Source organism: Kitasatospora sp. NPDC048298 (genome assembly GCF_043201465.1).
Lineage (GTDB): Bacteria > Actinomycetota > Actinomycetes > Streptomycetales > Streptomycetaceae > Kitasatospora.
Window position 1 is genome coordinate 46,120 of the sequence record NZ_JBICYZ010000010.1, and the last position, 24,187, is coordinate 70,306.

12 protein-coding genes are annotated in these 24,187 nt (G+C 71.8%); 3 read left to right on the plus strand and 9 right to left on the minus strand.

Annotation, left to right across the window (positions count from 1 at the left end):
- Nucleotides 1–159: 159 nt before the first annotated feature.
- The 7 genes from ACGF0D_RS11160 to ACGF0D_RS11190 form a co-directional block, all read right to left on the minus strand.
- Nucleotides 160–5,313 (minus strand): hypothetical protein, encoded by a 5,154-nt coding sequence (locus tag ACGF0D_RS11160; protein ID WP_392914837.1) that lies wholly within the window; start codon nucleotides 5,311–5,313, stop codon nucleotides 160–162.
- 279 nt (nucleotides 5,314–5,592) lie between these two features.
- Nucleotides 5,593–9,738: an AAA family ATPase gene (locus tag ACGF0D_RS11165; protein WP_392914839.1), complete on the minus strand. Its 4,146-nt coding sequence runs from the start codon at nucleotides 9,736–9,738 to the stop codon at nucleotides 5,593–5,595.
- A 5-nt stretch (nucleotides 9,739–9,743) separates the two neighbouring features.
- Complete coding sequence (locus ACGF0D_RS11170) at nucleotides 9,744–10,841, minus strand: effector-associated domain EAD1-containing protein (RefSeq protein ID WP_392914841.1); 1,098 nt, start codon at nucleotides 10,839–10,841, stop codon at nucleotides 9,744–9,746.
- Nucleotides 10,842–10,845: 4 nt separating this feature from the next.
- Nucleotides 10,846–11,919, minus strand: a complete 1,074-nt coding sequence (locus ACGF0D_RS11175; RefSeq protein ID WP_392914843.1) for a trypsin-like peptidase domain-containing protein — start codon at nucleotides 11,917–11,919, stop codon at nucleotides 10,846–10,848.
- A gap of 55 nt (nucleotides 11,920–11,974) precedes the next feature.
- On the minus strand, nucleotides 11,975–13,312 hold the full coding sequence (locus ACGF0D_RS11180) for an alpha/beta hydrolase (protein ID WP_392914845.1): 1,338 nt from the start codon (nucleotides 13,310–13,312) through the stop codon (nucleotides 11,975–11,977).
- A 161-nt stretch (nucleotides 13,313–13,473) separates the two neighbouring features.
- A complete protein-coding gene (locus tag ACGF0D_RS11185; RefSeq protein ID WP_392914848.1) occupies nucleotides 13,474–14,172 on the minus strand; it encodes a hypothetical protein in 699 nt (232 codons plus the stop codon).
- Nucleotides 14,169–14,732 carry an RNA polymerase sigma factor gene (locus ACGF0D_RS11190; RefSeq protein ID WP_392882116.1) on the minus strand — a complete coding sequence of 188 codons (564 nt, stop codon included), beginning with the start codon at nucleotides 14,730–14,732 and terminating at the stop codon, nucleotides 14,169–14,171. Before ACGF0D_RS11190 ends, ACGF0D_RS11185 begins: the two co-directional genes overlap by 4 nt.
- Before the next feature lie 406 nt (nucleotides 14,733–15,138).
- Between ACGF0D_RS11190 and ACGF0D_RS11195 the strand changes: the two genes are divergently transcribed.
- On the plus strand, nucleotides 15,139–15,969 hold the full coding sequence (locus ACGF0D_RS11195) for an SAM-dependent methyltransferase (RefSeq protein ID WP_392914851.1): 831 nt from the start codon (nucleotides 15,139–15,141) through the stop codon (nucleotides 15,967–15,969).
- 150 nt (nucleotides 15,970–16,119) lie between these two features.
- On the opposite strand, the gene dnaE is transcribed toward ACGF0D_RS11195, so the two are convergent.
- On the minus strand, nucleotides 16,120–19,683 hold the full coding sequence (gene dnaE / locus ACGF0D_RS11200) for a DNA polymerase III subunit alpha (protein ID WP_392914852.1): 3,564 nt from the start codon (nucleotides 19,681–19,683) through the stop codon (nucleotides 16,120–16,122).
- Nucleotides 19,684–20,040: 357 nt separating this feature from the next.
- On the opposite strand from dnaE, the gene ACGF0D_RS11205 reads away from it, so the two are divergent.
- Complete coding sequence (locus ACGF0D_RS11205) at nucleotides 20,041–20,361, plus strand: hypothetical protein (RefSeq protein ID WP_392914854.1); 321 nt, start codon at nucleotides 20,041–20,043, stop codon at nucleotides 20,359–20,361.
- 105 nt (nucleotides 20,362–20,466) lie between these two features.
- Entirely contained in the window at nucleotides 20,467–21,381 is a 915-nt protein-coding gene (locus ACGF0D_RS11210; RefSeq protein WP_392914855.1) for a Crystal protein ET79, read from the plus strand.
- A 73-nt stretch (nucleotides 21,382–21,454) separates the two neighbouring features.
- Here ACGF0D_RS11210 and ACGF0D_RS11215 read toward each other — a convergent pair whose 3' ends face one another.
- Nucleotides 21,455–24,151 (minus strand): LuxR C-terminal-related transcriptional regulator, encoded by a 2,697-nt coding sequence (locus ACGF0D_RS11215; protein ID WP_392914856.1) that lies wholly within the window; start codon nucleotides 24,149–24,151, stop codon nucleotides 21,455–21,457.
- Nucleotides 24,152–24,187: the final 36 nt, after the last annotated feature.

Consider the following 24,187-nt stretch of genomic DNA (forward strand, 5'->3'; position numbering starts at 1 on the left):
GGGGGGGGGCGGGCCCCCCCCCGGGGGCGGGGGGGCGGGGGGGGGCCCGGGGGGGGGGGGCGGGGGGGGGCGGCGGGGGGGGGGGGGGGGGGGGGGGCGGGGGCCCCCCCCCCCCCCACCACCCTTCTTCCGCTCAGGGCTGGTTCAGCCCGATCGGCGTCAGAAGGCCGCTCCTCCCTCTGCGGCCAGGAGGGGCATCAGCCAGTCGAAGTCGGTCAACATGAAACCGGTGGTGAGGTAGGGCAGCTTCGAGTCGAACTCCGCCGGCAGTGTCCAACCCTGGTACTGGAGGTAGGGGTTCTGCCACGCCACCAGGTGGCTGCCGCTGCCGGTGTTGTCCTGCTTCGGGCCTTCGGCGTGATCCCAGCCGTCCCCGTGGCCGTCCCCGTGGCCGTGGCCGTGGCCGTGGCCGGGGTGGTGCTGGTCGCACTTCTCCTCGCACGGCGGGAGGCACCGGGCGAGCGCGGAGGACGGCGGGGTGGTCACCGGCGCGGTCCCGGGCGGGGAGTTCGGCGGCACGTAGGAGGCGGTGACGGTGTTGACGGTGTCCTTACTGATCAGGCTGGAGCAGTAGAAGGTCTTCGTCTCACCCGCCGCCAGGTCGAACGACCCGGCCGCCACCTCGCAACCCCGCTCCTGGGCATCGTTCAGGGTGATGCCGGTCAGGTCCGCGGTGCCGTTGTTGGTGACGGTGATCTGCCAGAAGGCCAGGCACTTGTCCGGCTCACACATGTCCTCGGGCCCGTTCCCCTTGCGCAGGGTCACCTCCTTGACCCACGGCCCGGTCCCGCCGGCACCGCAGTCGGCGGCGTTGTCGGACTCGCAGACCTTCTTGTCGACGATCAGCGACGGGGTGCCGGTCACGTCGACGGTGGCCTCGGACGGGGGCGTGGTGATCGGGGTGCCGCCGGGGCCGGGGAACGACGCCGTCACGGTGTTCACCGTGCGCTGGGTGACGTTCGCCAGGTCACAGAAGACCTGCCGCGACGCGCCCACCGCCAGGTCGAACGTTCCCGCGGCGGTGACGCAGGACGGCGAGACGCTGTCCGTGAGGGTGATGCCGGTGACGGGGACGTTGCCGGTGTTGGTGACGGTGATCCGCCAGTAGGCGGTGCTGCCCGAAGGCACGGTGGTGTTCTTGGCCCAGGGGCCGGGGCCGCCCGCCATGCAGTCGGCGGCGTTGGTGGAGGTGCAGACCTCCTTGTTGATGCTGATCGAGGGGACGGCGGGCGGGGTCACGTCGACCGTCGCGTCGGACGGGGGTGTGGTGACCGGGGTGCCGTCCGGGCCGTGGCCTGACGCCGTCACGGTGTTGACGGTGTGTGCGGTGACGTTCATCAGGTCACAGAAGACCTGGTGTGACGCCCCCGCGGCGAGGTCGAACGTTCCCGCAGCGGTCACGCAGGACGGGGAGACGCTGTCCGTCAAGGTGATGCCGGTGACGGGAACCGTACCGGTGTTGGTGACGGTGATTCGCCAGTACGCCGTGTTCCCGGAGGGGATCGTTGTGCTCTTGGCCCACGGGCCGGGGCCGCCCTCCACACAGTCGGCAGCGTTCGTGGAGGTGCAGACCTCCTTGTTGATGCTGATCGAGGGAGTGGGCGCAGGCACGTCCACCGTCGCGTCGGACGGCGGTGTGGTGACCGGGGTTCCGTCCGGGCCGTGGCCCGACGCCGTCACGCTGTTGACGGTGTGCTGGGTGACGTTCGTCAGGTCGCAGAACACCTGGTGCGACGCGCCGACGGCGAGGTCGAAGGTGCCGGCGGCGGTGACGCAGGACGGGGAGACGCTGTCCGTGAGGGTGATGCCGGTGACGGGAACCGTGCCGGTGTTGGTGACGGTGATTCGCCAGTAGGCCGTGTTCCCGGAGGGGATGGTGGTGCTCTTGGCCCAGGGGCCGCTACCACCGTCGACGCAGTCGGCGGCGTTGGTGGAGGTGCAGACCTCCTTGTTGATGCTGATCGACGGTGCGGCGGGCGGGGTCACGTCCACCGTCGCGTCGGACGGGGGTGTGGTGACCGGGGTGCCGTCCGGGCCGTGGCCCGACGCCGTCACGGCGTTGACGGTGTGTGCGGTGACGTTCGCCAGGTCGCAGAAGACCTGCCGCGACGCGCCCACCGCCAGGTCGAACGTTCCCGCGGCGGTGACGCAGGACGGCGAGACGCTGTCCGTGAGGGTGATGCCGGTGACGGGGACGTTGCCGGTGTTGGTGACGGTGATCCGCCAGTACGCGGTGTTCCCGGAGGGGATGGTGGTGCTCTTGGCCCAGGGGCCGGGGCCGCCCTCGACACAGTCGGCAGCGTTGGTGGAGGTGCAGACCTCCTTGTTGATGCTGATCGACGGTGCGGCGGGCGGGGTCACGTCCACCGTCGCGTCGGACGGGGGCGTGGTGATCGGTGTGCCACCCGGACCCGGGAACGACGCCGTCACCGTGTTGACGGTGTGTGCGGTGACGTTCGTCAGGTCACAGAAGACCTGGTGTGACGCCCCAGCGGCGAGGTCGAACGTCCCCGCAGCGGTCACACACGACGGCGAGACGCTGTCCGTCAAGGTGATGCCGGTGACGGGAACCGTACCGGTGTTGGTGACGGTGATTCGCCAGTACGCCGTGTTCCCGGAGGGGATCGTGGTGCTCTTGGCCCACGGGCCCGGACCGCCCTCCACGCAGTCGGCGGCGTTGGTGGAGGTGCAGACCTCCTTGTTGATGCTGATCGACGGCACGTCCACCGTCGCCTCCGACGGAGGCGTGGTGATGGGCGTACCGTCGGGGCCGTGGCCCGAAGCCGTCACGGTGTTGACGGTGTGTGCGGTGACGTTCGTCAGGTCACAGAACACCTGGTGCGAAGCCCCAGCGGCGAGATCGAACGTTCCCGCAGCGGTCACACACGACGGGGAGACGCTGTCCGTGAGGGTGATGCCGGTGACGGGAACCGTACCGGTGTTGGTGACGGTGATCCGCCAGTACGCGGTGCCGCCGGGAGCGACAGTCGCGTTCTTCGCCCATGGCCCGGGTCCACCGTCCGCACAGTCGCCGGCGTTGCCCGAGGTGCAGACCTCCTTGTTGATCGTCAGCTGCGGCGCACAGTCCGGTCCGGGAGTGACCTGGAGGGTGACGGTGTTGGAGGTGACGGGAGCGCTGCCGTTGGTGACGGCGGAGGCCTGGTTGGAGATGGAGGTGACGGAGCAGTCCGTGCCCACCGTGGTGTCGAAGCAGATCTGTGGGGCGTCACCGACGAAGGTGACCTGCATCTGCGGCTGGCCCCCGGTGAAGGAGGAGTCGTTGATGAGGTCGATGTTGCCGATGACCTGGATGGGCTGGTCGGTGATCGGTACCGAGGAGATGTCCGCCGTCCCCGTGGCCGGGTCGAACGGGAAGGTGCCGATGGTGGTGCCGTCGGACGCCAGCACGGTCACCGTGGACTGGTTGAAGTTGACGGTCGTCGGGTCGATGCCGAAGAGGCTGACCGTCCCGTAGGACCTGACGTGTCCGGTCGCCCCGTCGCAGTAGTACGCCGAGGGGTTGATGGTGCTCTGGGCCCTGGTCTTGAGGCAGGGCGAGGCGCCGGTGACCGGGTCGAGGGAGAACAGGTAGCCGGCGTCGCCGAGGCTGTACTTGCACTGGCCGTCGTAGGCGAAGCCGTACGGACTGGTGAGGCCGCCGTTGACGTTGGGCGGGCCGTTGACGACGCCGTTGCTGCCGTACTGGGCGCACGGGCCCTGGATCGTCCAGTCGTAGCAGAACAGGGTGCTGCTCAGGGTCGGGGTGTTGCCCGTGTAGAGCCAGAACGGGAACTCGGTCTCCAGGTGCCCGTTGGGGGAGGTGATGGTCAACGGGACCTGGTAGTTGGCCTCACCGGGGCCGACGTTGGTGCTGACCAGGGTCTGGAGGCTGGGGGGCGCCGCGATCGGGTTGCCGGCGAAGTCGAAGCAGACGGGGGTGCCGATCGGCGGGTTGGTCTGCTGGTAGACGCCGCCGGCGACGGTGCAGACGCCGGTGGCGGCGCCCGAGGAGTCGTGCATCGCGAAGACGTTGTCGACCCGGGCAGGCCCGCTGCTGATGGGGGTGACGACGACCTTGGGGGTGGCCCAGCCGGTGCAGGCGGCGCCGGTCGACGGGTCGAAGCAGCCCATCACCGACGGCAGCGGGTTCCGCTGGTTGTCGGTGACGTAGACCTTGCCGTCGATGACCGTCATGGTGCCGACGTAGTCACCGGGGAAGCCGCCGGCCTCGTTGGGGGGCAGTCCGATGTTGAAGGTGCCGCAGGAGGCGTTGGCGGTGCGGTCGTAGCAGAGGATCTCGCCGGTGCTGGAGACCGCGTAGATCAACCCGTTCGGTGCCTCGACCACGCCGCCGATGACCGTGCCGCTGCCCTGCTGGAGGACCGTGAAACCGCAGCTGGCCTGGGCCTGGAGGTCGATGCAGCCGACGCCGATGCGCTGGAAGACGACCCGGTCGACCGCCGCGTAGTACAGCTTGGAGCCGACCAGCACGTAGGTCGGCGTCCGGGTGCTGCCGAGGTCGCCGGTGGTCGCGCCGGGTACCGAGGAGTTCAGCGCCTGCGGCCAGGTGGTGGGCGCGCCGCTCGGGGTCGGACAGGGGCCGTTGCTCAGCAGGTCCGTACAGACCACGGCGGCGGTGTTCGAGGACCCGTGGTGGTAGATGTTCCAGGCCTGGGGCGTGGCGACACCGTTGATCGTGGCGGTGAAGAGGATGGGGGTGAAGCCGTCGCCGCCGGTGGCCGTGTTGACCGGCTTGAACGGTGGCGGGATCGGGACCACCGCGCCGGTCGCGGGCGCGGAGAGCTTGGGGTTGCTCGCCTGGAGGGCGTTGGTGGCCGTGCCCGAGTCGGTCGTGGTGTAGGTGGTGCCACCGTTGGTGGACCACTCCTTGGAGAAGCCCGGGGGCACCTGGAGCGAGCCGGGTACGTAGGTCTGGGTCTGCGGGGTGCTGCCCGGTCCGCCCTGGATCACGTCGGTGATCGTGGTGGAGACCGGCGCGTTCTCCGGGTTGGTGGCGGAGACCACCCAGCGGACGGGGTCGCCCGGGGCTGCGGTGGTGGTGCTGCCGGTGGCGAGGTCGGTGCCGGTCTTCGTCAGGGTCACCGGCAGCTGACGGCCGGTGTGACGGCCGGTGGCACCGGCGGTGGACGTGGTCGGGGTGTCGGCGGCGTGCGCCGCCGGCGCGGTGAAGGACGCGGACGCCGTGGCGAACGCGAGGAGGAGGGGCAGTGCCGCCCGGGTGAGGCGGTCTCGGAGCGCTACCGGTCCATGGCGTCTTCGCTCGCCTCCGCTGGTGGGTGGACAGCGCCTCATGACGATTCCCTTCGATTGAGCGACCCGGTGTCACACGGTGTGCTGGACAGTGGTGGTGATGCGGGCGGGCAACCGTGGGGCAGGGGCGTGCAGTGAATGAGCCGCTACCCACAGTGACCGTACGGGTGTAGTATGACGTCTGAAAATCCGACAAATAGCTTTAATGCCCCCAAACGAGGAGGCATTCACCCTGGTGTGTGGGACAGCGGGCCGACCGGCCCCGGGGGATGCGAAGGGCGGCCGGAGCAGTGCGCTCCGGCCGCCCTTCCTGTCGTGGTGTCAGACGAGGCCCGTGGCCAGGAGGAGGTCGCTGACCCGTTCGGCGCCCGAGGTGACGGTGACTCGGTAGAGGCCCGGCCGGGGGAGGGTGACGGCGGCGACCAGGGTCGCCTCGCTGAGGAGGAGCCGGGGTGTGGCCACGGTCGCCCCGGTGGCCTCGTCGGCGATGCGGCAGGTGGTGCCGTCCGGCGGCGCGCCGTGCACCATCAGCGGCCAGGGCTGCCCGGAGACGGCCGTCTCGGGGAGGGACAGGCCGAGCCCGGGGCGCTGGAGGGCGCCCGTGGCCGGGCGGGGCCGGTGGGCGGCCGGCCGCCGGTCGGTGAGCACGGACCGGACGAGCTCCAGGACGTTCGGATCCGAGGGGAGGGTGCCGTGCCGGCCGGACACGTACAGGACGGCGTTCGAGGCGGAGGGCGCGGCGGCATCGCGGGGGACGAGACCGTCTCCGCCGCGGTCCCAACGGACGATTTCGCCAGACACGCTCCGGTACGGGCGGCCGTCGGCGTGGGTGCGCGGTGCCGTCAGCAGCGGCTCGACGCCGTCCTCGGTGAGCCGCAGGCCCTGGACGGTCGGCTGGCCGATGCCGACCACGGCGCGGGTGCGGGGCAGGAAGGGCGCGCGGGACTCCGCGGCCCGTGCGGCCAGGGCGGCGGCGGCTAGGTTCGGGTTGCCGCCGAGACGGCGGATGTCGTTGAGGTGGAGTCGGCGCGGTCCGTCGTCGGTCTCGACGCAGCGGAAGTCGGGCAGCAGGTCGTACACCCCGGGCAGAGTGGCGGCCAGGCCGTGCAGGGAGCGCGGCAGGAACCGGCGGCGGCTGCTGAGCATCTCGGCGACGGCGGGGGTGCCGTGGAAGGGCGTGCCGATGGTCACCAGGTCGCGGGTGAGCGCGGCGAGCCGGGAGTCGGCCGCCAGCGCCGCCCGGGCGACGAGTCCGCCGGTGGAGTGGGCGACGAAGACCAGCCGGGGTTCCTCGCCGGGCCCTGCTGCCCGGAGGCGGTGCGGGCTGGCGCGCCAGGCGGCCAGGTGGTGGTGGGCGGCCTCGGCCAGCAGGCGCGCGTTCACCTCGGCGGAGAGTCGCCAGTCGTAGGGGAAGGGCAGGACGGCGTCCTGGTGGGGGACGGTGGTGTGCAGGACGTCGAGCAGGGGTTGGTAGTTTTCCAGGCCGCCGAGTGTCGAGAGCCAGGCCGGGGCGCGCAGCAGACCGTCGGGGCGCAGGCGGCCGGGCCTGCCCGCGCGCTCGGCGGGGGTGACGTGCAGCGAGGGGAGGTTGCGGAGACCCAGCCGGAGGAGGTTGGAGGGTTTCGGATCGCCCCAGACGCGTCGGCCGGTCTCGGTGTCGAGGAGCGCACTGCCCATGAAGCCGGGAAGGAAGACGACGGCGTCGTGGGTGATGTCACGGGCCGTCGGGTGGTCGGCGGCGGGGGGCAGCAGTACGGTGTCCACCTCGTGCCGGAGGTTGTGGACCACTGCTGTGTTCCAGGCTTCGGGGTACTCGCCGTCCCGGCCGAGGTAGGTGTTGACGGCGTCGCCGAAGTCCACGCTGGTGAGAGCGGGGCCCGACGGGTCGGTGTCGGTGTCCGCGTCGGTCGTGGCGACCGGGACGTCGACGCCGGTGGTCCGGGTGAAGTCCTGCAACTCGTCAGGGGTGAGGGTGTCGCGCAGGGCGGCGTCACCCCCGTCGGAGAGGTCGACGCCGGACTGCTGGGCAGTCATGGCGACCAACTCGGGTGCATCGTCGCCGAGTTCAGCGGCGATCTTGCGAACGAGGTCAGGATTCCGGGCGATGTCGCGCGGGTCCAGCTCGCTGACGATGGCGAGTGTGCGGGTGCGAAGTCGCCGGGCGTCGAGCGAGTCCAGCGAACCGCCCGTCCTGTGCAGGCGTAGGAGGACCACATTGATGCCGAGCAGGACCAACGTGTCCTGGATGGCTTCCGCCGCGAGCAGGGCTCGGTTGAGCAGTTCGTGAGCCAGGCCGAAGTCTCCACGACCCGTGGCACTTTGGGCGCGCAGAATGAGCATGGCGGCGGTGGTGATCGGGTCGGTCTCGTCGTCGAGAATGGCGTCGGCCATGGCGTCCACCTCGTCCCAGCGGCGCAGGGCGGCCAGGACGTTGATGTACTGAGCGGCGAGTAGGCCATTCTCGCCCACCTGTTGGGGACGTTCCTGAAGGACCGCCAGCGCCTCGTCAGGATGGCCGTCGACGAGGAGCTGATCCGCTGCCCGCAGCGCCTGTCGGGCCCAGGTCTCGTCGTCGGCCTGCGCCCGGATCTCCTCGGGGGCGATGTTCCCCAACTGTTCGGCGAGGTAGGCCTGTGAGCGCGGTGGCAGTTCGTCGTAGGCCGGCTCCAGCAGTCGGCCCGCCTCCTCGTCCCACCGGTCGTCGAGGGTCGCGGTCGGCTCGCCCAGGGCCAGCCGGTGGTACAGCTCCTCGACCCGGTCGCCGTTCTCCTCGTAGTGGGCGACCGCCCGCTGGTGGATCAGCTCCACGACCTCGGGATGGTCGTGCCGGAGCAGTGGCAGCATGACGGCGCGGACGTCCGCCCGGTGGACGACCGAGAACTGCCCCGGTACCTCCTCGACCAGGGAGACCTCCTTCCGGAACCGGTCGAACAGCTCCCAAGCGCGGTCCTCGTCCACGGTGCCGAGGCCGCAGGGATCGGCCAGGACGTGCCGGATGACCTCCGGCGTGACCTTCCGGACGACCAGGCCGGGGCTGGCGATGCGGCGCAGGTCCGGGTCGTCCAGGTGGTCGAGGATGCGCCGGTACAGCACGCCCTGGACGGTCTCGGCCTCCAGCTTCTCCCGCAGCTGGTCATGTAGCGCTGGGTCCCGCAGGGCGTCGGACTCGTGGCGGAGCAGGGCGGCGGCCAGCTTGAGGTTGAGCGGGCTCCGGCCGACCGTGTCGGTGACCAGGTCCAGCTCCTCGTCGGTGGCCCGGGTGAGTTCGGTGACGTGCCGGCGCAGGAAGCGGCGGGCCGTCGCCGGGTCGAAGCCGTCGAGCGGAACGTGACGGAAGCGGGGGTCGTCGACCGGCGCGCGGCCGGCGGCGATGACGCGCAGATTCGGGCAGGTCCAGCGCAGGCTGTCCAGGGCGTGCAGCAGACGTTCCTGGGCGTGTCGGCCACGGCGCTGCACCCGCTCGAAGGTGTCCAGGACGAGCAGTGGCACCTGGCCGCCGTACTCGGACCCGAAGGCGGTCAGGAAGGAGCCGAACCGGTGGAGCAGCAGGTCGGTGTCCCGTGCCTGTGAGCCTCGGTGTTTGGACGAGGAACTGCGGTCCTGCTCCGCGCCTAGGTCGGCGGCGACGGCGCGCCGGAGGGAACGCTCCAGGGCCTCGGCCCTGGGGCTCAACCAGGGTGCCAGCAAGGCGACTTGGCGGACGGCCTCGATCAGGACGGTGAGCGGGCGTTCCGGCGCCAGCTCGGGACGCTCGAAGGTCAGGTAGAGGTGGGCGACGGAGCCCCGGGCGTCACGGTCCAGCAGGAAGCGCGACAGCAGTGTGGACTTGCCGACCCCGCCCGGTCCGTGGACCAGGAGCCAGGGGGAGTAGCCGTCCTGGCCGTCCACGTACCCGCCGAGGGTGCTCAGTTCGTCCCGCCGGCCCGTGAACGTCTCGTCGGCGAGCGCCCGGAGCGGTTGCAGCAGCCGGGCGCGCTTGAGGTTGTGCTGCAGCTCGTCGGTGGACGGCAGGGTCAGTCCGTGGTCGGCGAGCGCGGCCCGGGTGCCGGGCGTGTCACGGAACCAGCCGACCACGGTGAGGGCGGCGTAGAGCTCGTCGAAGCCCTGCTGCTCCAGCGGGGGGTTCCGTTCGGTGAGGAACCGCTCGGCCCAGTCGCGGGCGGCGTCGCGATCCGCGCGGGGGGCGGCGGTGAGGGCGGCCCGTAGGCGTTCCGGGCCGCCGAGGGCCTCGATGGTGAGGGTGCGCACCTCGGGGGTGAGCCGCCAGCGGCGACCCTCCCGGGTGGTGACCCGTTCGCAGTCCTGGGTGAGGAAGTCCCGCAGGGACGCGTCGACTTCGTCCGCGTCCCTCGCCGCGGCGGCTGTCTCCGCCGTGGCCGTCTCCAGGCTCTCGGCGGTGAACGCGCCGAGCAGGGCGGTCCGTTCGCGGTAGCCGGCGCGGGGCGGCAGGGTGATGGTCTCGGTCACCGTCGTCAACGTCCCTGGTAGAGGCTTCGGCCGAGGCCGACAGCCGTGTGCTGGATCGCGGCGGTCAGGGGGAGCGGGCCGTCGGGGAGGCAGGCGTCGTGGCCGGTCTCGTTCAGGAGCTTGGCGGTGAGGTCGCCGGCCGTCTCGGCGTCGATCGGGCAGCCGGCGTCCGCGGCGACCGCGTGGAAGTACTCGTGGAGGTCCGCGACGCCGATCGGGGTCAGCCGTTCCCTGGCCGCGTGCCACTCGATGTCGGGTGGCAGCCAGCCGTCGTAGGCGAGCAGTACGATCCGCAGCCGGTCCGCCATCTCCTCCTCGACCACCGCCTCGACCAGCCGGCTGACCGCGCGCAGGGCGGGTTCGGTGAAGCGGAGGGACTCCGAGTCGTCGAAGACGAGCCAGTGCCGGGGCCGCGCCGGGCCGGACCGCCTCTCCTCGCGCATCAGCCCCCTGAGCTGGCTGATCAGCCGGTCGGCCTGCTGGTCCTCGGAGGAGTGGTGGTCGATGTCCATGCTCCACTCCCGGAACTCGTCGTTGAGGAACGCGGTCAGATCGGCCACCCGGACCGGCTCGGTGTACAGGCTCATCCGGATCCGGCACGGGTCGATCCCCTGGCTGGTGAGCACGTGGTGGATGAGGAACCAGGTGAAGGTCCGCCCGGTCCGCGGACCGCCTTCGACGGTGAGCACGCGCTGGCCGCGGTCCTGGACCATCTGCCGCAGCCGGTCACGGAGGGACTTCCGGTCGAAGAAGGCGCGCTGCCGGTCGTTGATCAGGCCGTGGCCGAACGGGTCGGTGGGCTGCTCGGCCGCCTCCTCGGTGAGCAGGTACCTGAAGACCACCGCGTTGGCCTGGGAGTTGGGATCGTCGGCGGCGGCCTGGACGAGCTTGCGCAGCCGCCCGGTCGCGGCCGCCAGCTCGACGATGTCCGGCCAGACGTCGAACATCCTTTCCTGCCAGTGGATCTCCGCCGCGCCGATGCCCGCGAGGGCGGCGAGCTGCCGGGACGCGGGCTGGAGGCCGTAGGAATCCATGAGGGTGTTGAGCAGCCTCTGGGCTCTCGGGTCGTCCTGCGGGAACGAGCGTTGGTCCAGCAGTGCCACCGGCTCACCTCACCCCGGCGGCGGCCAGGTCCGCGGCCACCCGTTCGATGCGCAGGCCCTCGTTGCGGAACTCCGACGTGCTGAGCAGTCCTCCGACGCGGGTGTTGCGCCGGTGCAGGGCGACCAACTGCCAGCGCTCGTCGAAGACGGGGGAGCCGGAGGAGCCGTACGCGGTGTCCGTCCAGTACTGCACGACCTGCTCGTCCACGTGCCGGACCACGTTGTGGCGGGCGGCGAGCTTCTTCACCAGGCCGTGCGGGTGCTGGATGATGCAGACCCGGTCGCCCTCGGCGACGGAGACCCGTTCGGGGAGCGGTACCACCAGGGCGTCCTCGGGCAGGGGGTCGGCGGCGCGGATCACGGCCCAGTCGGCCTCCGGCCGGCCGACGGCCGTGGCGGCGTCGCACCGGACGGTGCGGTAGGTGAGTTCCCTTCCGTCGAGGTCCTGCTCGTAGCCGAACCAGGCCTCGACCGCCTCGGCGGGCCGGTTCCCGGAGTACAGCACGTGGTGGTTGGTCAGCAGGAGGTCGGGCCCGATCCGGAAGGCGGTGCCGTAGCAGCTCGTGCCGTCGGTGTGGGTGACCAGCAGCCGGCAGACGGCGGTGGCGAGTTCGGCGCCGCGGCGCAGGAACGCGACGTCCTGGTACTCGGAGGTGCGGAAGATCTGGCGTTCCTGCTCGTCCGGGTCCCGGAAGGCGGCCCAGGTGTCCGCCGACGGCTCCGGTTCGGGGGCGGGGAGCACGGGGCGGGCGGCGAGCAGTTCGCGGATGCGGGTGGCGAGGGCCACGTCCGGGCCGGCGGCGATCCGTTCGAGCAGGGGGCGGAGCTTCTCCTGGTTCCGGGCGACGGTGATCAGCTCGAACCAGACGAGCGTCAGCGGCTGGTCCCAGTTGATCGCGGCCGGGAGGATGCCCGCCTGTTGGGCGAGCTCCAGCACCGGGTTGACCCGGAAGTGGACGGACGCGAGCAGGTCGCGGAGCTCGACAGCACCGGGGTCGGTCCATCGGAAGGGGTAGCTGTCCAGGAAGTGGGGTCGCGGGGAGGGGGTCCCGCCCTGCGAGGGGATCGTCGTCGCCATGCCCTGTGTGTTCGCTCGTCGGGTCGGGGGAGGGGGAGGGACCGCCGCCTGGGGGCTACGGCTGGAAGGCCCAGTACGCGCCGTCCGGGTGCGGGACCCGGGCCAGCCCGTAGCGCTGGGACGGCCCGTGGCCGTGGCGCAGCAGCCCGTGCAGGTCGGAGAGGACGGACCGGTGGTCGCCCGGGTAGGAATGGCCCATCAGGCCGGTGTCGAGGTCGGAGACGTCGACGGTGTCCAGGCCGGGGGCGACCACCAGGCCCGGTCCGGCCTGGCCCGCCCGCGGGTGTTCGGCCAGGCGGTGGGAGGCGGCGAGTGCCAGGTCGTTGGCGGAGACGTAGAGGGTGCAGCCGCGCGCCTGGCGGACGATCCGCGGCAGGAGCTGACGGAACACCTCGGCGTCGACGTCGGGCGCGGTGAAGACGACCTGCCCGAGCCGGCCCGCCCCCGCGGGGAGGGCGGTGGTGTCCAGGTCGGCCAGGGCGTCGACGACCACCCGGTTGCCCATGCTGTGGGCGACGATGTGCAGTTCGTCGACGCCGGTGTCCGTCAGCACGTGCCGCAGGAAATCCTGGAAGTACGGGACGGCCCGGCGGGCGGCGTTGCCGTCGGCCGCGTAGTCCGTGACGGAGGCCTTGGACGGCCAGCTGTACAGCATGGGCAGGCCGGTGAAGTTCAGGTCGTAGGCGATCTGGGCGGCGCGGACGGCGGCGTCGGCGAAGGAGACGTTGTAGCCGTGGACGAACACCAGCGCCGACCGGGGGCCGCCGGCGCCCTCCGGGAGGTGGTGGCCCCGGGCCAGCTCGGCGAACTCGGTGGCGGTGAGCGGGCTGACGTCGCCGAGGCGGGTGTCCCGGGCCGGGTTGGTGCGGAACTGCAGCCGCCACCAGCGGGGCTTCTCGACGGCGCCGACCCGGTGGTCGTCGGGGACGTTCACCAGGGCCTGCCCGTACGACAGTTGTCCGCGCTCGCCGCCGTACCCCGGCCCCGTCCGGGGGCCGCCGTTCCCGGTGGCCGGCGCGCGGTCGGTGGCGTAGAGGACGGGGACGAGCAGCGACCGCGGCATCGTGTCCCAGGAGGGCGGCGGGGCGTCCGGACCGAAGCGTTCCCGGCCCTCGGTGAGCGCGTCGAACTCGGCGGCCAGGAGGTCGCCCAGCGGCGGGTGCGCCTCGAAGGCGGCGGCCACCGTGTGGGCGGCCTGCTCGACGGCGTCGGGCGCGCCGTTTCCGGGCGCACCATCCCCGGGCGCGCCGGACAGGGCCGACGGCGCCTGGTCGAGCGCGGCCTCCAGGGCGCGAAGCGCCACCAGGACCTCGGCCTCCAGGCGTTCGCGCTCGGCTTCGGACAGGCTGTCGGGCACCTTCGGCCAGACCCGGGCGACGGCCGGCTCCAGCATTTCCCACGCGTCCAACATCGGCCCCCAACTGGATCGTTCGCGATGAACCCGACGGTGTGACAACGGTATCGAACCGGATCGATCGCATCATAGGGCCTGGGTGGACGGGCACGTCGAACGGCGGGTCGAAGCGGATGCCCGGGGCGGGTCCGGGCCGGGTGTCAGAGGTGGCGGGAGTGTCTGGAGGCGTGGGCGAGGTCGTCCACGAGGGTGGGGGAGGGCTGGGGGATCTCGCCGTGGTCCTCGTCGTCGGAGTGGACGGGCAGCTGGTGGACGACGGCGGCGACGCGGGCCGGCAGGCGCAGCGTCAGGCCCTCGTGGCAGGCGGCGAGGGTCTCGGCCCACACGGCGGGCGGGAGCGGCCGGCCGGGCCAGGGCGCGGTCGGCGCGGCCCGGTCGCGGGGTTCGGCGGCGAGCCGGTCGGCCTGGTTGCGCCAGTAGTCGGAGTCGCGGAACTCGCCGCGGCTGGCGTGCAGGAAGGACAGGCAGCTGGCGGCGGTGGTGCTGCCGCCGCCGGCGGCGAACTGCAGCCAGAACTGGCAGCCGTCGTCGTGTCCGGTCAGGTGGAGCAGCGCCGCCAGGACGAGCGCGCCGCCGGGGTGGACGCGCTGCCGGTTGTTGGTGAGGGCCTTCAGGGAGTCGGGGGCCTCGGGCTGGGCGATGATCAGGGTCGCGGCGAGGTCGAGTTCGTGGCGGGCCTGGAGGTGTTCGGCGCCCAGGGGGGCCCGGGCGCGGACGAGGCGGCGCAGGTCGGGGGTGGACACGCCGTCGGGCAGCTCGACCGGTTGATCGGGTTCGTCGTCGTACCCGTAGGGCCAGTTCCAGGGGGCGGCTGCCCGGCGGTCGTGTCCCCGTGTCACTTCATGTCCTCCGTGGTGGTTTCGGCGCCGAGGAGCCGGCGGAGCCTGGCCAGGCCCTGACTGGTGGTGGTGCGGGCGTTGGTCTCGGTGATGCCGAGGTAGGTGGCGATCAGCGGGTAGTCGATTTCCAGCATGTAGCGGAGGACGATCATGTCGTACTGGCGCTCCGGCAGGCGCAGGATCGCCTTGTAGAGCGCCTCGTAGTCGTTGTCGAGGTTCTCCAGGCTGATCCGGGCCTGAGCGTGGGCGCGCCGGATGGCGACGGCCCAGTCCGGGAGGACCGCCCTGGGCGGGGTCTGGCCGGTGCTCAACTCCCGGTCGGCGATGCACCGTTTGGCGATCATCCAGGCGTGGGCCTCGACGTCGGGCTGGCTCAGGACGCCGACCCAGTTCTGTCGCAGTTCCCGGCGGATGCTGCGGACCGCCTGGTCGACGAGTTCCGGGTCGTGAAGCCGCGCCCGGGCGACCGCGCGCCAGGCCTTCTCGTGGCGCTCGCAGAACGGCCGGTACGACAGTCGGTGAGTGGGCCGAACCGCTGCCCACTCGTCGTCACTGGTCAATGATCCTCCTCGTCGGCCCCGGGGGGACGACGTTCGGCCGACCCGGGGTCGGGCACGGTGGGGTCCGTGGAGGACTCGCCGTCCTCCCTACGGACATCCAATCGTTCCGGGGAGTCGAATGTGAAGGCAATCACAAAAAGGCTTATACGACCTGACATATGACGATGAGTTAAATGATGATCAGTCATATTCGATCGGAAGCGATCGGGTTGGGCTCCGGGTCGGCCGCACCACGTCGAGCCGGGCAGCCCGCGCCCGGCGGGGCGGGACGGCACCTTGATTGTCCGCGGCGGGGTGTGGGCATAGTGGACGATGGCCCGCGCCAGGGGTTCGCCACACCTCGCCACGGGGTTCGTGGTGCGCGCCGGCCTGCGGGCGTGACAACAGCCGACGCAGGGGGAAACGCATGGCAGCAGAGCAGCACGACGACACCGTCACACCGTCGGACGCCGAGGTCAACCTCGCCATCCACCGCCCGCACACGGCACGGATGTACGACTACTTCCTCGACGGCACGACCAACTTCCCCGCCGACCGGGAGGCCGCCGGACACGCCCTCGCCGTCTTCCCGCAGGCCCCGTTCGCGGCCCGCGCCAACCGGGCCTTCATGCACCGCGCCACCCGCGCGCTCGCCCGGAGCGGCATCACCCAGTTCCTCGACATCGGCACCGGGATCCCCACCTCGCCCAACCTCCACGAGATCGCCCAGCGGACCGAACCGCGGGCCAGGATCGTCTACGCCGACAACGACCCCATCGTCCTCACCCACGCCCAGGCCCTCCTCCACAGCAGCCCCGAAGGGCGCACCGCGTACGTCCAGGCCGACGTCCGCGAGCCCGAGGCCCTGCTGGAGGCGGTCCGGGCCACCGGTGTGCTCGACTTCACCCGGCCGATAGCCCTGAGCCTGGTCGCCCTGCTCCACTTCGTCCCCGAGGGCGCCCACGAGATCGCCGAGACCCTCAGGAACGCGATGACGGTCCGCGGTTCGGCCCTCGTGATGAGCCACTTCACCCCCGACTACGCCCCCCAGGACGCGGCCCGCATGGAACGGGTCTACCGCGACAACGGCAACCCCGTCCGGGCCCGCGACCACGACGAGTTCAGCCGGTTCTTCACCGGCTGGGACCTCCTCGACCCCGGCATCACCTCCACCCCCCGCTGGCGCCCCGAGCCGGACGCCGAACGGATCAGCGACGCCCAGGCGTCCTGCCTGGCCGCCGTGGCCATCCGTCCCTGACCGGCCCTCGACGCCAGTCTGGCAGGCCGCCGCCCCCGATGTGAAAGGCCGGCGCGAGGAATTCGCACCGGGCCTTCGACCGCCCTCCGGAGGAGTCGGCGCCCCCGGGCCCGGAGCGTGATGCCCGGGCCCGGGCCGCGACGTCCTGGGTCAGGACCGGATGCTCGCTCCCGCCCAGGCCCGGTTGCCCAGGAGGGTCTTGATGTCCGAGGCGAGCCCGTTGTCCGGGTTCACCCGGAATCCGAGCTCGTAGAGGGTGTTCTTGTCCCAGTTGGTGGTGAGCAGCCGGACCGGGACGTCGCCGGGGTGGGACTGGAGGGCGAGTTTGAGTTCGGCGACGACCCGGGGGTTGATCCGGGCGGCGGGGACGGTGATGTGGACGGGCGGCTTGGTGCCGAGTTCGGCGGAGGAGACGTCGAGGGTGGTGATCTCCTGGCCGAAGACGCTCAGTGACCCGTCGCGCTCGTTGAGCCGGCCGCGGATCGAGATCACGTTGTCCTCGATCATCTGCTCGGCCATCAGGTTGTAGGTCGCGGGGAAGAACAGCACCTCGACCGAGCCGTCGCGGTCGGCGAGGGTGATGATCGCCCACGCGTTGCCGGCCTTGTTGATCCGCCGGTCGACGCCGGTGATCAGCCCGGCGAGGCGCACCTCGCCCTCGGAGCGGCCGGAGCCGAGGAGTTCGGCGATCGAGGTGTCGCGGCTCTGGGAGAGGATGTGCTCGGCGCCGTCGAGCGGGTGGCTGGAGACGTAGAGGCCGAGCATCTCGCGTTCCAGGGCGAGGAGTTGGCGGCGCGGCCACTCGTTCTCGGTGAGCTGGAAGTCCAGTCCGATGCTGGGCCCGCCGTCGCCGCCGTCGAGGGCGCCGAACAGGTCGTCCTGCCCGATGGCCTGTTGCTTCTTCACCCCGGTGACGGCGTCGATCGCGCTCTCGTGCACGGTGCTGAGCGAGAGCCGGGAGTGGCCGAGCGAGTCGAAGGCGCCGGCCTTGATCAGGGAGTCGATGGTGCGCTTGTTGCACACCACCAGTTCGACCTTGTCCAGGAAGTCGGCGAAGGAGGTGTACTTGCCCTGTTCGTCGCGGGTGCGCACGAGGGACTCGATCACGGGCACGCCGACGTTGCGCACCGCCTTGAGGCCGAAGCGGACGTCGCTGCCGACGGCGGTGAAGTCGACCACCGACTCGTTGACGTCGGGGGAGAGGATCTTGATGCCCATCTGCCGGCACTCGGCAAGGTAGACCGCCATCTTGTCCTTGTCGTCGGCGACGGACGTGAGCAGGGCGGCCATGTACTCGGCGGGGTAGTTGGCCTTGAGGTAGGCGGTCTGGTAGGAGACCAAGCCGTACGCGGCGGAGTGCGACTTGTTGAACGCGTAGCCGGCGAACGGGACCAGGACGTCCCAGACCGCCTGGATGGCCTCGTCGGAGTAGCCGCGTTCCTTGCAGCCGGCGTGGAAGGGGACGAACTCCTTCTCCAGCACCTCCTTCTTCTTCTTGCCCATCGCCCGGCGGAGCAGGTCGGCCTGGCCGAGCGAGTAGCCGGCGAGGACCTGGGCGGCGCGCTGGACCTGCTCCTGGTAGACGATCAGGCCGTAGGTCGGGCCGAGGACCTCCTTGAGGGGCTCCTCCAGCTCGGGGTGGATCGGGATGATCTCCTGCTGGGCGTTCTTGCGCAGCGCGTAGTTGGTGTGCGAGTTCATGCCCATCGGGCCGGGCCGGTACAGCGCCGAGACGGCGGAGATGTCGGCGAACTCGGTGGGCTTCATCAGCTTGAGCAGGGCGCGCATGGGGCCGCCGTCGAGCTGGAACACGCCGAGGGTGTCGCCGCGGGCGAGCAGCTGGTAGGTGGTGGGGTCGTCGATCGGGATCTTCTCGATGTCGACGTCGACGCCCCGGTTGGCCTTCACGATCTTGATGCAGTGGTCGATGATGCCCAGGTTCCGCAGACCCAGGAAGTCCATCTTGATCAGGCCCATGGCTTCGCAGGACGGGTAGTCGAAGCCGGTGATGATGGTGCCGTCCTTGTCCCGCATGTGCAGCGGGATCAGGTCGAGCAGCGGCGTCGAGGAGAGGATCACCGCGGCCGCGTGCACGCCGGTGCCGCGGATCAGGCCCTCGATGCCGAGGCCGGTGTCGATGATCTTCTTGACGTCCGGCTCGTTCGCGTAGAGCCCCCGGATCTCGGTGCCCTCGTTGTACCGGGGGTGCTTCTCGTTGAAGAGGTCGGCCAGCGGGACGCCCTTGCCCATCACGTCCGGCGGCATCGCCTTGGTGATCCGGTCGCCCATCGAGAACGGGTAGCCGAGGATCCGGTTGGCGTCCTTGACGGCCGCCTTGGCCTTGATCGTGCCGAAGGTGTTGACCTGCGCGGTGTACGCGGAGCCGTACTTCTCGGTGACGTAGCGCACCATCTGGTCGCGTTGGCGATCGTCGAAGTCGATGTCGACGTCCGGCGGGTTGATGCGCTCGGGGTTGAGGAAGCGCTCGAACAGCAGGTCGTGTTCCAGCGGGTCGAGCTGGGTGATGCCGGTCAGGTAGGCGACCATCGAGCCGGCCGCCGAGCCACGGCCGGGGCCGACCGGGATGCCGTTGTCGCGGCCGTACTGGCAGATGTCGGCGACCACGAGGAAGTAGGCGTCGAACCCCATCGGGGTGATCACGCCCATCTCCAGCTCGACCCGGTCAAGCACCTCCTGGCTCGGGTTGTCGCCGTAGCGGTGCTGGAGGCCGGCCGCGATCTTCTTGCGCAGGTACGAGGCCTGGGTCTCGCCCTCGGGCACGTCGAACTGCGGCATCCGGTCGACGTAGGTGAAGACCTCCTCGTACGACTCGACCCGCTCGGCGATCGCGAGCGTGTTGTCGCAGGCCTCCGGGAGGTCGCGGAACAGCTCGCGCATCTCCTCGGCGGTCTTCACGTAGTAGCCCGAGCCGTTGAACTTGAAGCGGTTCGGGTCGTCCTTGTTCTTGCCCACGCCGACGCAGAGCAGGCTGTCGTGGGCGTCGGCCTGGTCGGCGGTCACGTAGTGCGAGTCGTTGGTGGCCAGCAGGGGGATGTTCAGCTGCTTGGCGAGCCGGAGCAGGTCCTCGCGGACGTCGCGCTCGATGTCCAGGCCGTGGTCCATCAGCTCCAGGAAGTAGTTCTCCTTGCCGAAGATGTCCTGGTACGCGCCCGCGGCCTTCACGGCCTCCTCGTACTGGCCGAGCCGCAGCCGGGTCTGCACCTCGCCGGAGGGGCAGCCGGTGGTGGCGATGATGCCCCCGGCGTTCGCGGCGATCAGCTCGCGGTCCATCCGGGGCTTCATGTAGTAGCCCTCCATCGACGCGAGGGAGGAGAGCCTGAACAGGTTGCGCAGGCCGGTGGCGTTCTGTGCCCACATCGTCATGTGGGTGTAGCGGCCGCCGCCGGACACGTCCTTGCCGCCCTCGCCGTCGGCGCCGGTCGGGCGCTGGCCGCCGGGCGACCAGAACACCTGCTTCTTCAGGAAGCGCGAGGACGGCGCCACGTACGCCTCGATGCCGATGATCGGCTTGACGCCGGTCTTCGCGGCGGCGTGGAAGAACTCGTAGGCGCCGAACATGTTGCCGTGGTCGCTCATCGCGATGGCGGGCATGCCCTGTCTCTCCGCCTCGGCGAACAGCTTGCCGTTCTTCGCCGCTCCGTCCAGCATCGAGTACTCGGTGTGGACGTGCAGGTGCGCGAAGCTGTCGGACACGGCGCTGTGCTCCTGGGACGGGTGTCGGGAGGGGGAGCGGTCCACGCTAGCCGATCGGCGGCGGTGACGCGCCGGGCGGGGGCCGGTTGCCGAGACCTTGACGCATCCTTCCCGCTTCCCTGACGGGCTCTGCGCGTTCGCGACGGCGCCGGGGCCACCGTCGACCGAACTCGGCGTCGTCGCGCGCCGTTCGGGTGCTCGCGGGGCCCGCGGCGGGCCAAGTTCGCGGTTTTCCACGATGCCCGGGCGTGGTGGCCCCGTGCCAGTCTGTGACTGCCACCGCAGCCCGCGACCGGGCCGGGCGGATCCGTCGCAGGGGACCGGCCGTTCGCGGGGAATTCCAGGAAGGACATTGTCATGAACAGGCGAATCCGTGCGGCCTCGCTCTGCGCCGTGCTCGCCGCCGCGGTCCTCGTCGGCGGTACGGCCCAGGCCTACGCGGCCGCGGCCTCCCCCGCCCAGGCGCCGGCCGCGGCGCCCGCGGCCGTCACGCCCGTCGCCCAGGAGGGCGCGTCGGCGCTCGCGATCGACATCTGGCACTGGGTCGGCCGGTACGACTCGTACTTCGCCGCGGAGGCGGCGTACTGGGTGCTGTACGGCATGGGGAGCGCCGTGCTGATGAAGATCGAGCAGACCTACGCCGACAACGCGCCGAGGTGGGAGCTCTACATCCAGTGAGCCCCCGGCGCCGGCACCGAGCCGCGCCGCCCGCCGATGCGAACAAGGCGAGCGTGACACACGTCCGTTCGCCCAGCCTCGAAGAGAGTTGGTAGACCCATGCGCATGACCTCCATGACCGGTCTGGGCCGTACGGCCGCAGGAGCGCTCACCGCCGTGCTGATGGCGGCCGGAGCGGTCGCCCTCGCCCCGTCCGCGCAGGCCGCGGCCGGACAGTCCACGGCGCCGCAGGCGTCCGCGGAGCAGCGCCCGGCCGCCGGGAACGAGGCGGCGGGCGTGCCGCTGCTCGCCGCGGAACGTTCCACGAAGGTCACGCTGTCCAACAGCACCGGGTCCGGCCTGACCAAGACGTGGGAGAAGCTCGACCACGGCTGCTGGTCGAACGACATGCTGCCGTCCGACTACATCCCCAACGGCAAGTCGGCCAGCTGGCAGAGCGAGTCCTGCGGGTTCGCGACCGGGACGGAGGGGAGCATCACCTACACCCTCGCCGACGGCGGCGAGGTCAAGCTGCACTGGAACAACCCCTACTGGGGCAGCAACGACTACAGCTGCGACGTCCCGGACGGCTACACCTGTTCCAGGAGCGGTGGCAGCGGGGACAACGCCTCCACCACGTTCAGCATCGGGAAGAAGTCCAAGGCTGCCGCGGCGCCCGCCCTGATGAGCGCCTCCCGGAGCACGAGCGTCAACCTGACCAACAACTCGGGGAAGCTGCTCACCCGTTCCGGCGCGAGCCTGCAGTGGGGGATCTGGTCCGACGGCATGATGCCGCCCTCCATGGTCCAGTCCGGTGTCACCGCGAAGTGGGCGAGTGAGTCGGAGGGCTTCATGACCGGCACGGAGGGCACGGTCACCTTCAACGTGGTCGGAGAGCAGAACGGCGTCACGGTGCACTGGAACAACCCCTACTGGGGTGGCAACGGCTACAGCTGCGACGCGCCGTCCGGCTACAAGTGCACCTGGCAGGGTGGCAGCGGTGACAACGCCGCGGTCTCCTTCACCCTGTCCAAGGCCTGATCACGCCCGATCGAACCGGTGCCGCCCTCGTCCGGGTCGGGTGCTCCGCACCCGGGCGAGGGCGGCACCGGCTTCAGAGCACCGCCACGAGTTGGGTGCGCCGGGCGATCCGCAGCTTCCGGTAGGCGTTGGTGAGGTGGGTCTCCACGGTGCGGTGGGTGAGGCACAGCGCGGAGGAGATCTGGGCGTTGGTGTGCCCCGCCGCCGCCAGTTCGGCCACCCGCCGTTCGGCGGCGGTCAGCGCGTGCCCGCCGTTCCGGTTCCGCACCCCGCCGCCGCGCAGTGCCTGCTCCGTCAGGTCGAGGAGACGGCCGGCGGCGTCCGGTCCGCCGGCCTGGCCGCCGGGCCCGCGTACGGGCTCGGCCAGCCGCCGGGCCACGGCGTGCGCCTCGCGCAGGGTGTCGCGGCCCTTGCGGCCGTTGCCCGCCTCCAGGTGGGCCCGGCCGAGGTCGACCAGGGTCTCCGCGAGTTCCACGGGGGCGGGACTCGTCCGGAGCAGGTCGGCGCCCTCGGTCAGCGAGCCCAGGGCCAGCTTGCCGCCCACGGCCGCGGCGTACGCCCGCAGCGCCCGGCCGACGGTGCGGGGCGTGCCCCAGGTGCGGGCGTGGCGCAGTTCCTCCTCGGCGAGTTCGCGGGCCTCCTCCCGCCGGCCGAGCCGGACCAGGGCCAGTGCCGCCCCGGAGCGCCACGGCGTGGCGACCGGGCTGACGAAGTCGTGGGCGCTCTGGCCGGCTCCGCAGGCCAGGTAGTCGTCGAGGGCCGCCTGCCAGTCGCCGTCCGCCGCGTGCAACAGGGCCCGGGCGTAGCCGAGTTCGTTCCACTCCCAGGAGCTGTCGCTGCCGGACGGGCCGACCAGGGCCACCGCCTCCCACGCCTCGGCGCGCCGACCGGTCTCGCGCCGGGCGGTCGCCACCATGGCCGCCAGGTGCGGCAGCCGGACGCCCTGTCCGGCGGTCGCCTCCACCAGCGGGGCGTTCTCGGCGATGACGCGGTCGAACTCGCCCGCCCAGAGCGCCGCCTCGGCCCGGACGCTGAGCAGGCACTGCACTCCCACGTCCGTCAGGTCCGGGGGGACGGGCCGGACGGGCAGGCACAGGGCGGCCAGCTCGCGGGCCTCCTCCAGGCAGTCCGCCCACTGCAGCAGGGTGGCGGCGCTGCCGAGCCAGGCGGTCCGCAGCCGCGGGTCCACCGGGGCCGCCAGGCGCGGCCGGACCCGGGCGAGCGCCTCGGCCGCCGAGCAGAGGCCGGCCCCGGCCTCGTACTCGGTGATCAGCCCGCACACCAGCGGCTCGATGGCGGGCGGTGCCGTCGGGGCGAGCGCGCGCAGACCGGCGACGGCGCCCCGCCAGGCGTCGTTGTCGTGCGAGGAGACGAGCGCGCCGAGGGTCTGCAGCACCTGGACGAGCTCGTCGTCGTCGGCGACGACACTGGCCTGGCGCAGGACCCGCAACGCGGTGTCGGGATCCCGGCCCGCGACCAGGGCCGCGCTGAGCGCGGTCGCCGCGGTCGCCCGTTCCCGGTGGCAGGTGTGCAGGTCCAGGCCGGTGTGGAGCCGGCGGATGGCCGCGGTCGCGTTGTTCGGCAGCTCCAGGGCGCCGAGGCGCAGGGCGAGGGCGGCGCGCCGTTGCGGGTCGAGCGGGCCGCTCAGGGCGTGGCGCAGGTACCCGGCGGACTCCGCGGGCCGGCCGGCGCGCAGCGCCTCCTCAGCGGCCTCGGCCAGGGCGCGGGCCATCCACGCCTCGCCGGGCCGGTCCAGGTGCAGGAGCCGGGAGGCCACGGCGGTCGCGGGCGCGCCGCTCTCGTCGAGCAGTTCCGCGATCCGGGTGTGCAGCGCGCCGACCTCCTGCGGCTCGGCGGCGGCCAGTACGGCCTCCCGGGCGAAGGGATGGCTCAGCAGCCGGCTCAGCCGGCGCACCGACCGCTCGCCCGGGGGCCGCCCGGACGGGCAGAGGCCGGCGAGCCGGTGGAGCAGGGCGGGGTCGGCGGGCGTCCCGCCCTCGGCCGCGACGGCGACGGCGAGGCAGGTGTGGCGCAGGCACGGATCGGCTTCCCGCCGCAGCCAGTCGGCGATCGCGTCGCGGTAGCGACCGCGCGGGCGGGCGGACGGCAGGAGGGGGAGCGGCCCGTCGGCGAGGTCGGCGACGAGCGCCCGTACCAGGGTCGGGTTGCCGGCGCCGGCCTCGACGCAGGTCACGGTGGACTGCTGGTCCAGTCCGGCGGCCCGGGCGAGGCGGACGACGGCGGACACGCTGAGGGCGGGGAGGGCGACGGAGACGCCCGTGGCGGGCGGGAAGGGCGCCGGGCCCGACGGGTCGGCGCACTCGGTGAGCACCAGCAGGACGGGGACGTCGGCGAGGCGCCGGGCGAGGTAGCCGATCCAGCGCCGGGACGGCTCGTCGGCGAGGTGGAGGTCGTCCACCGCGAGCAGGGCGGGCCGTTCGGCGGCGGACCGGGCCAGTCGCGTCACCAGCCCGTGGAACAGCCGCTGTTCGTCCGGTCCGGCCAGGGCGGAGAAGGGAACGGCCTCGTCGTCCGGGAACAGCTGCCGGACGAGCCCGAACGGGAACGCCGTCTCCTCCGGTACGCCGCGCGCGCGTCCGATGTGCATGGCGTCGCCGTCGGCCTGCTGCCGGACGATCGCCTCCAACGCGGTGCTCCGCCCTCTGCCGGCCACCGGCGCCGAGAGCAGGACCCAACGGCCGCCGCCCGCTCGGGCCGATGCCGCGGCTGCCGCGGCCATGTCAAGCACCTCGTCGCGCTCCAAGAGCATGTGTCGACCAACCCCTTCGGCTGTTCGTCCCGCGGT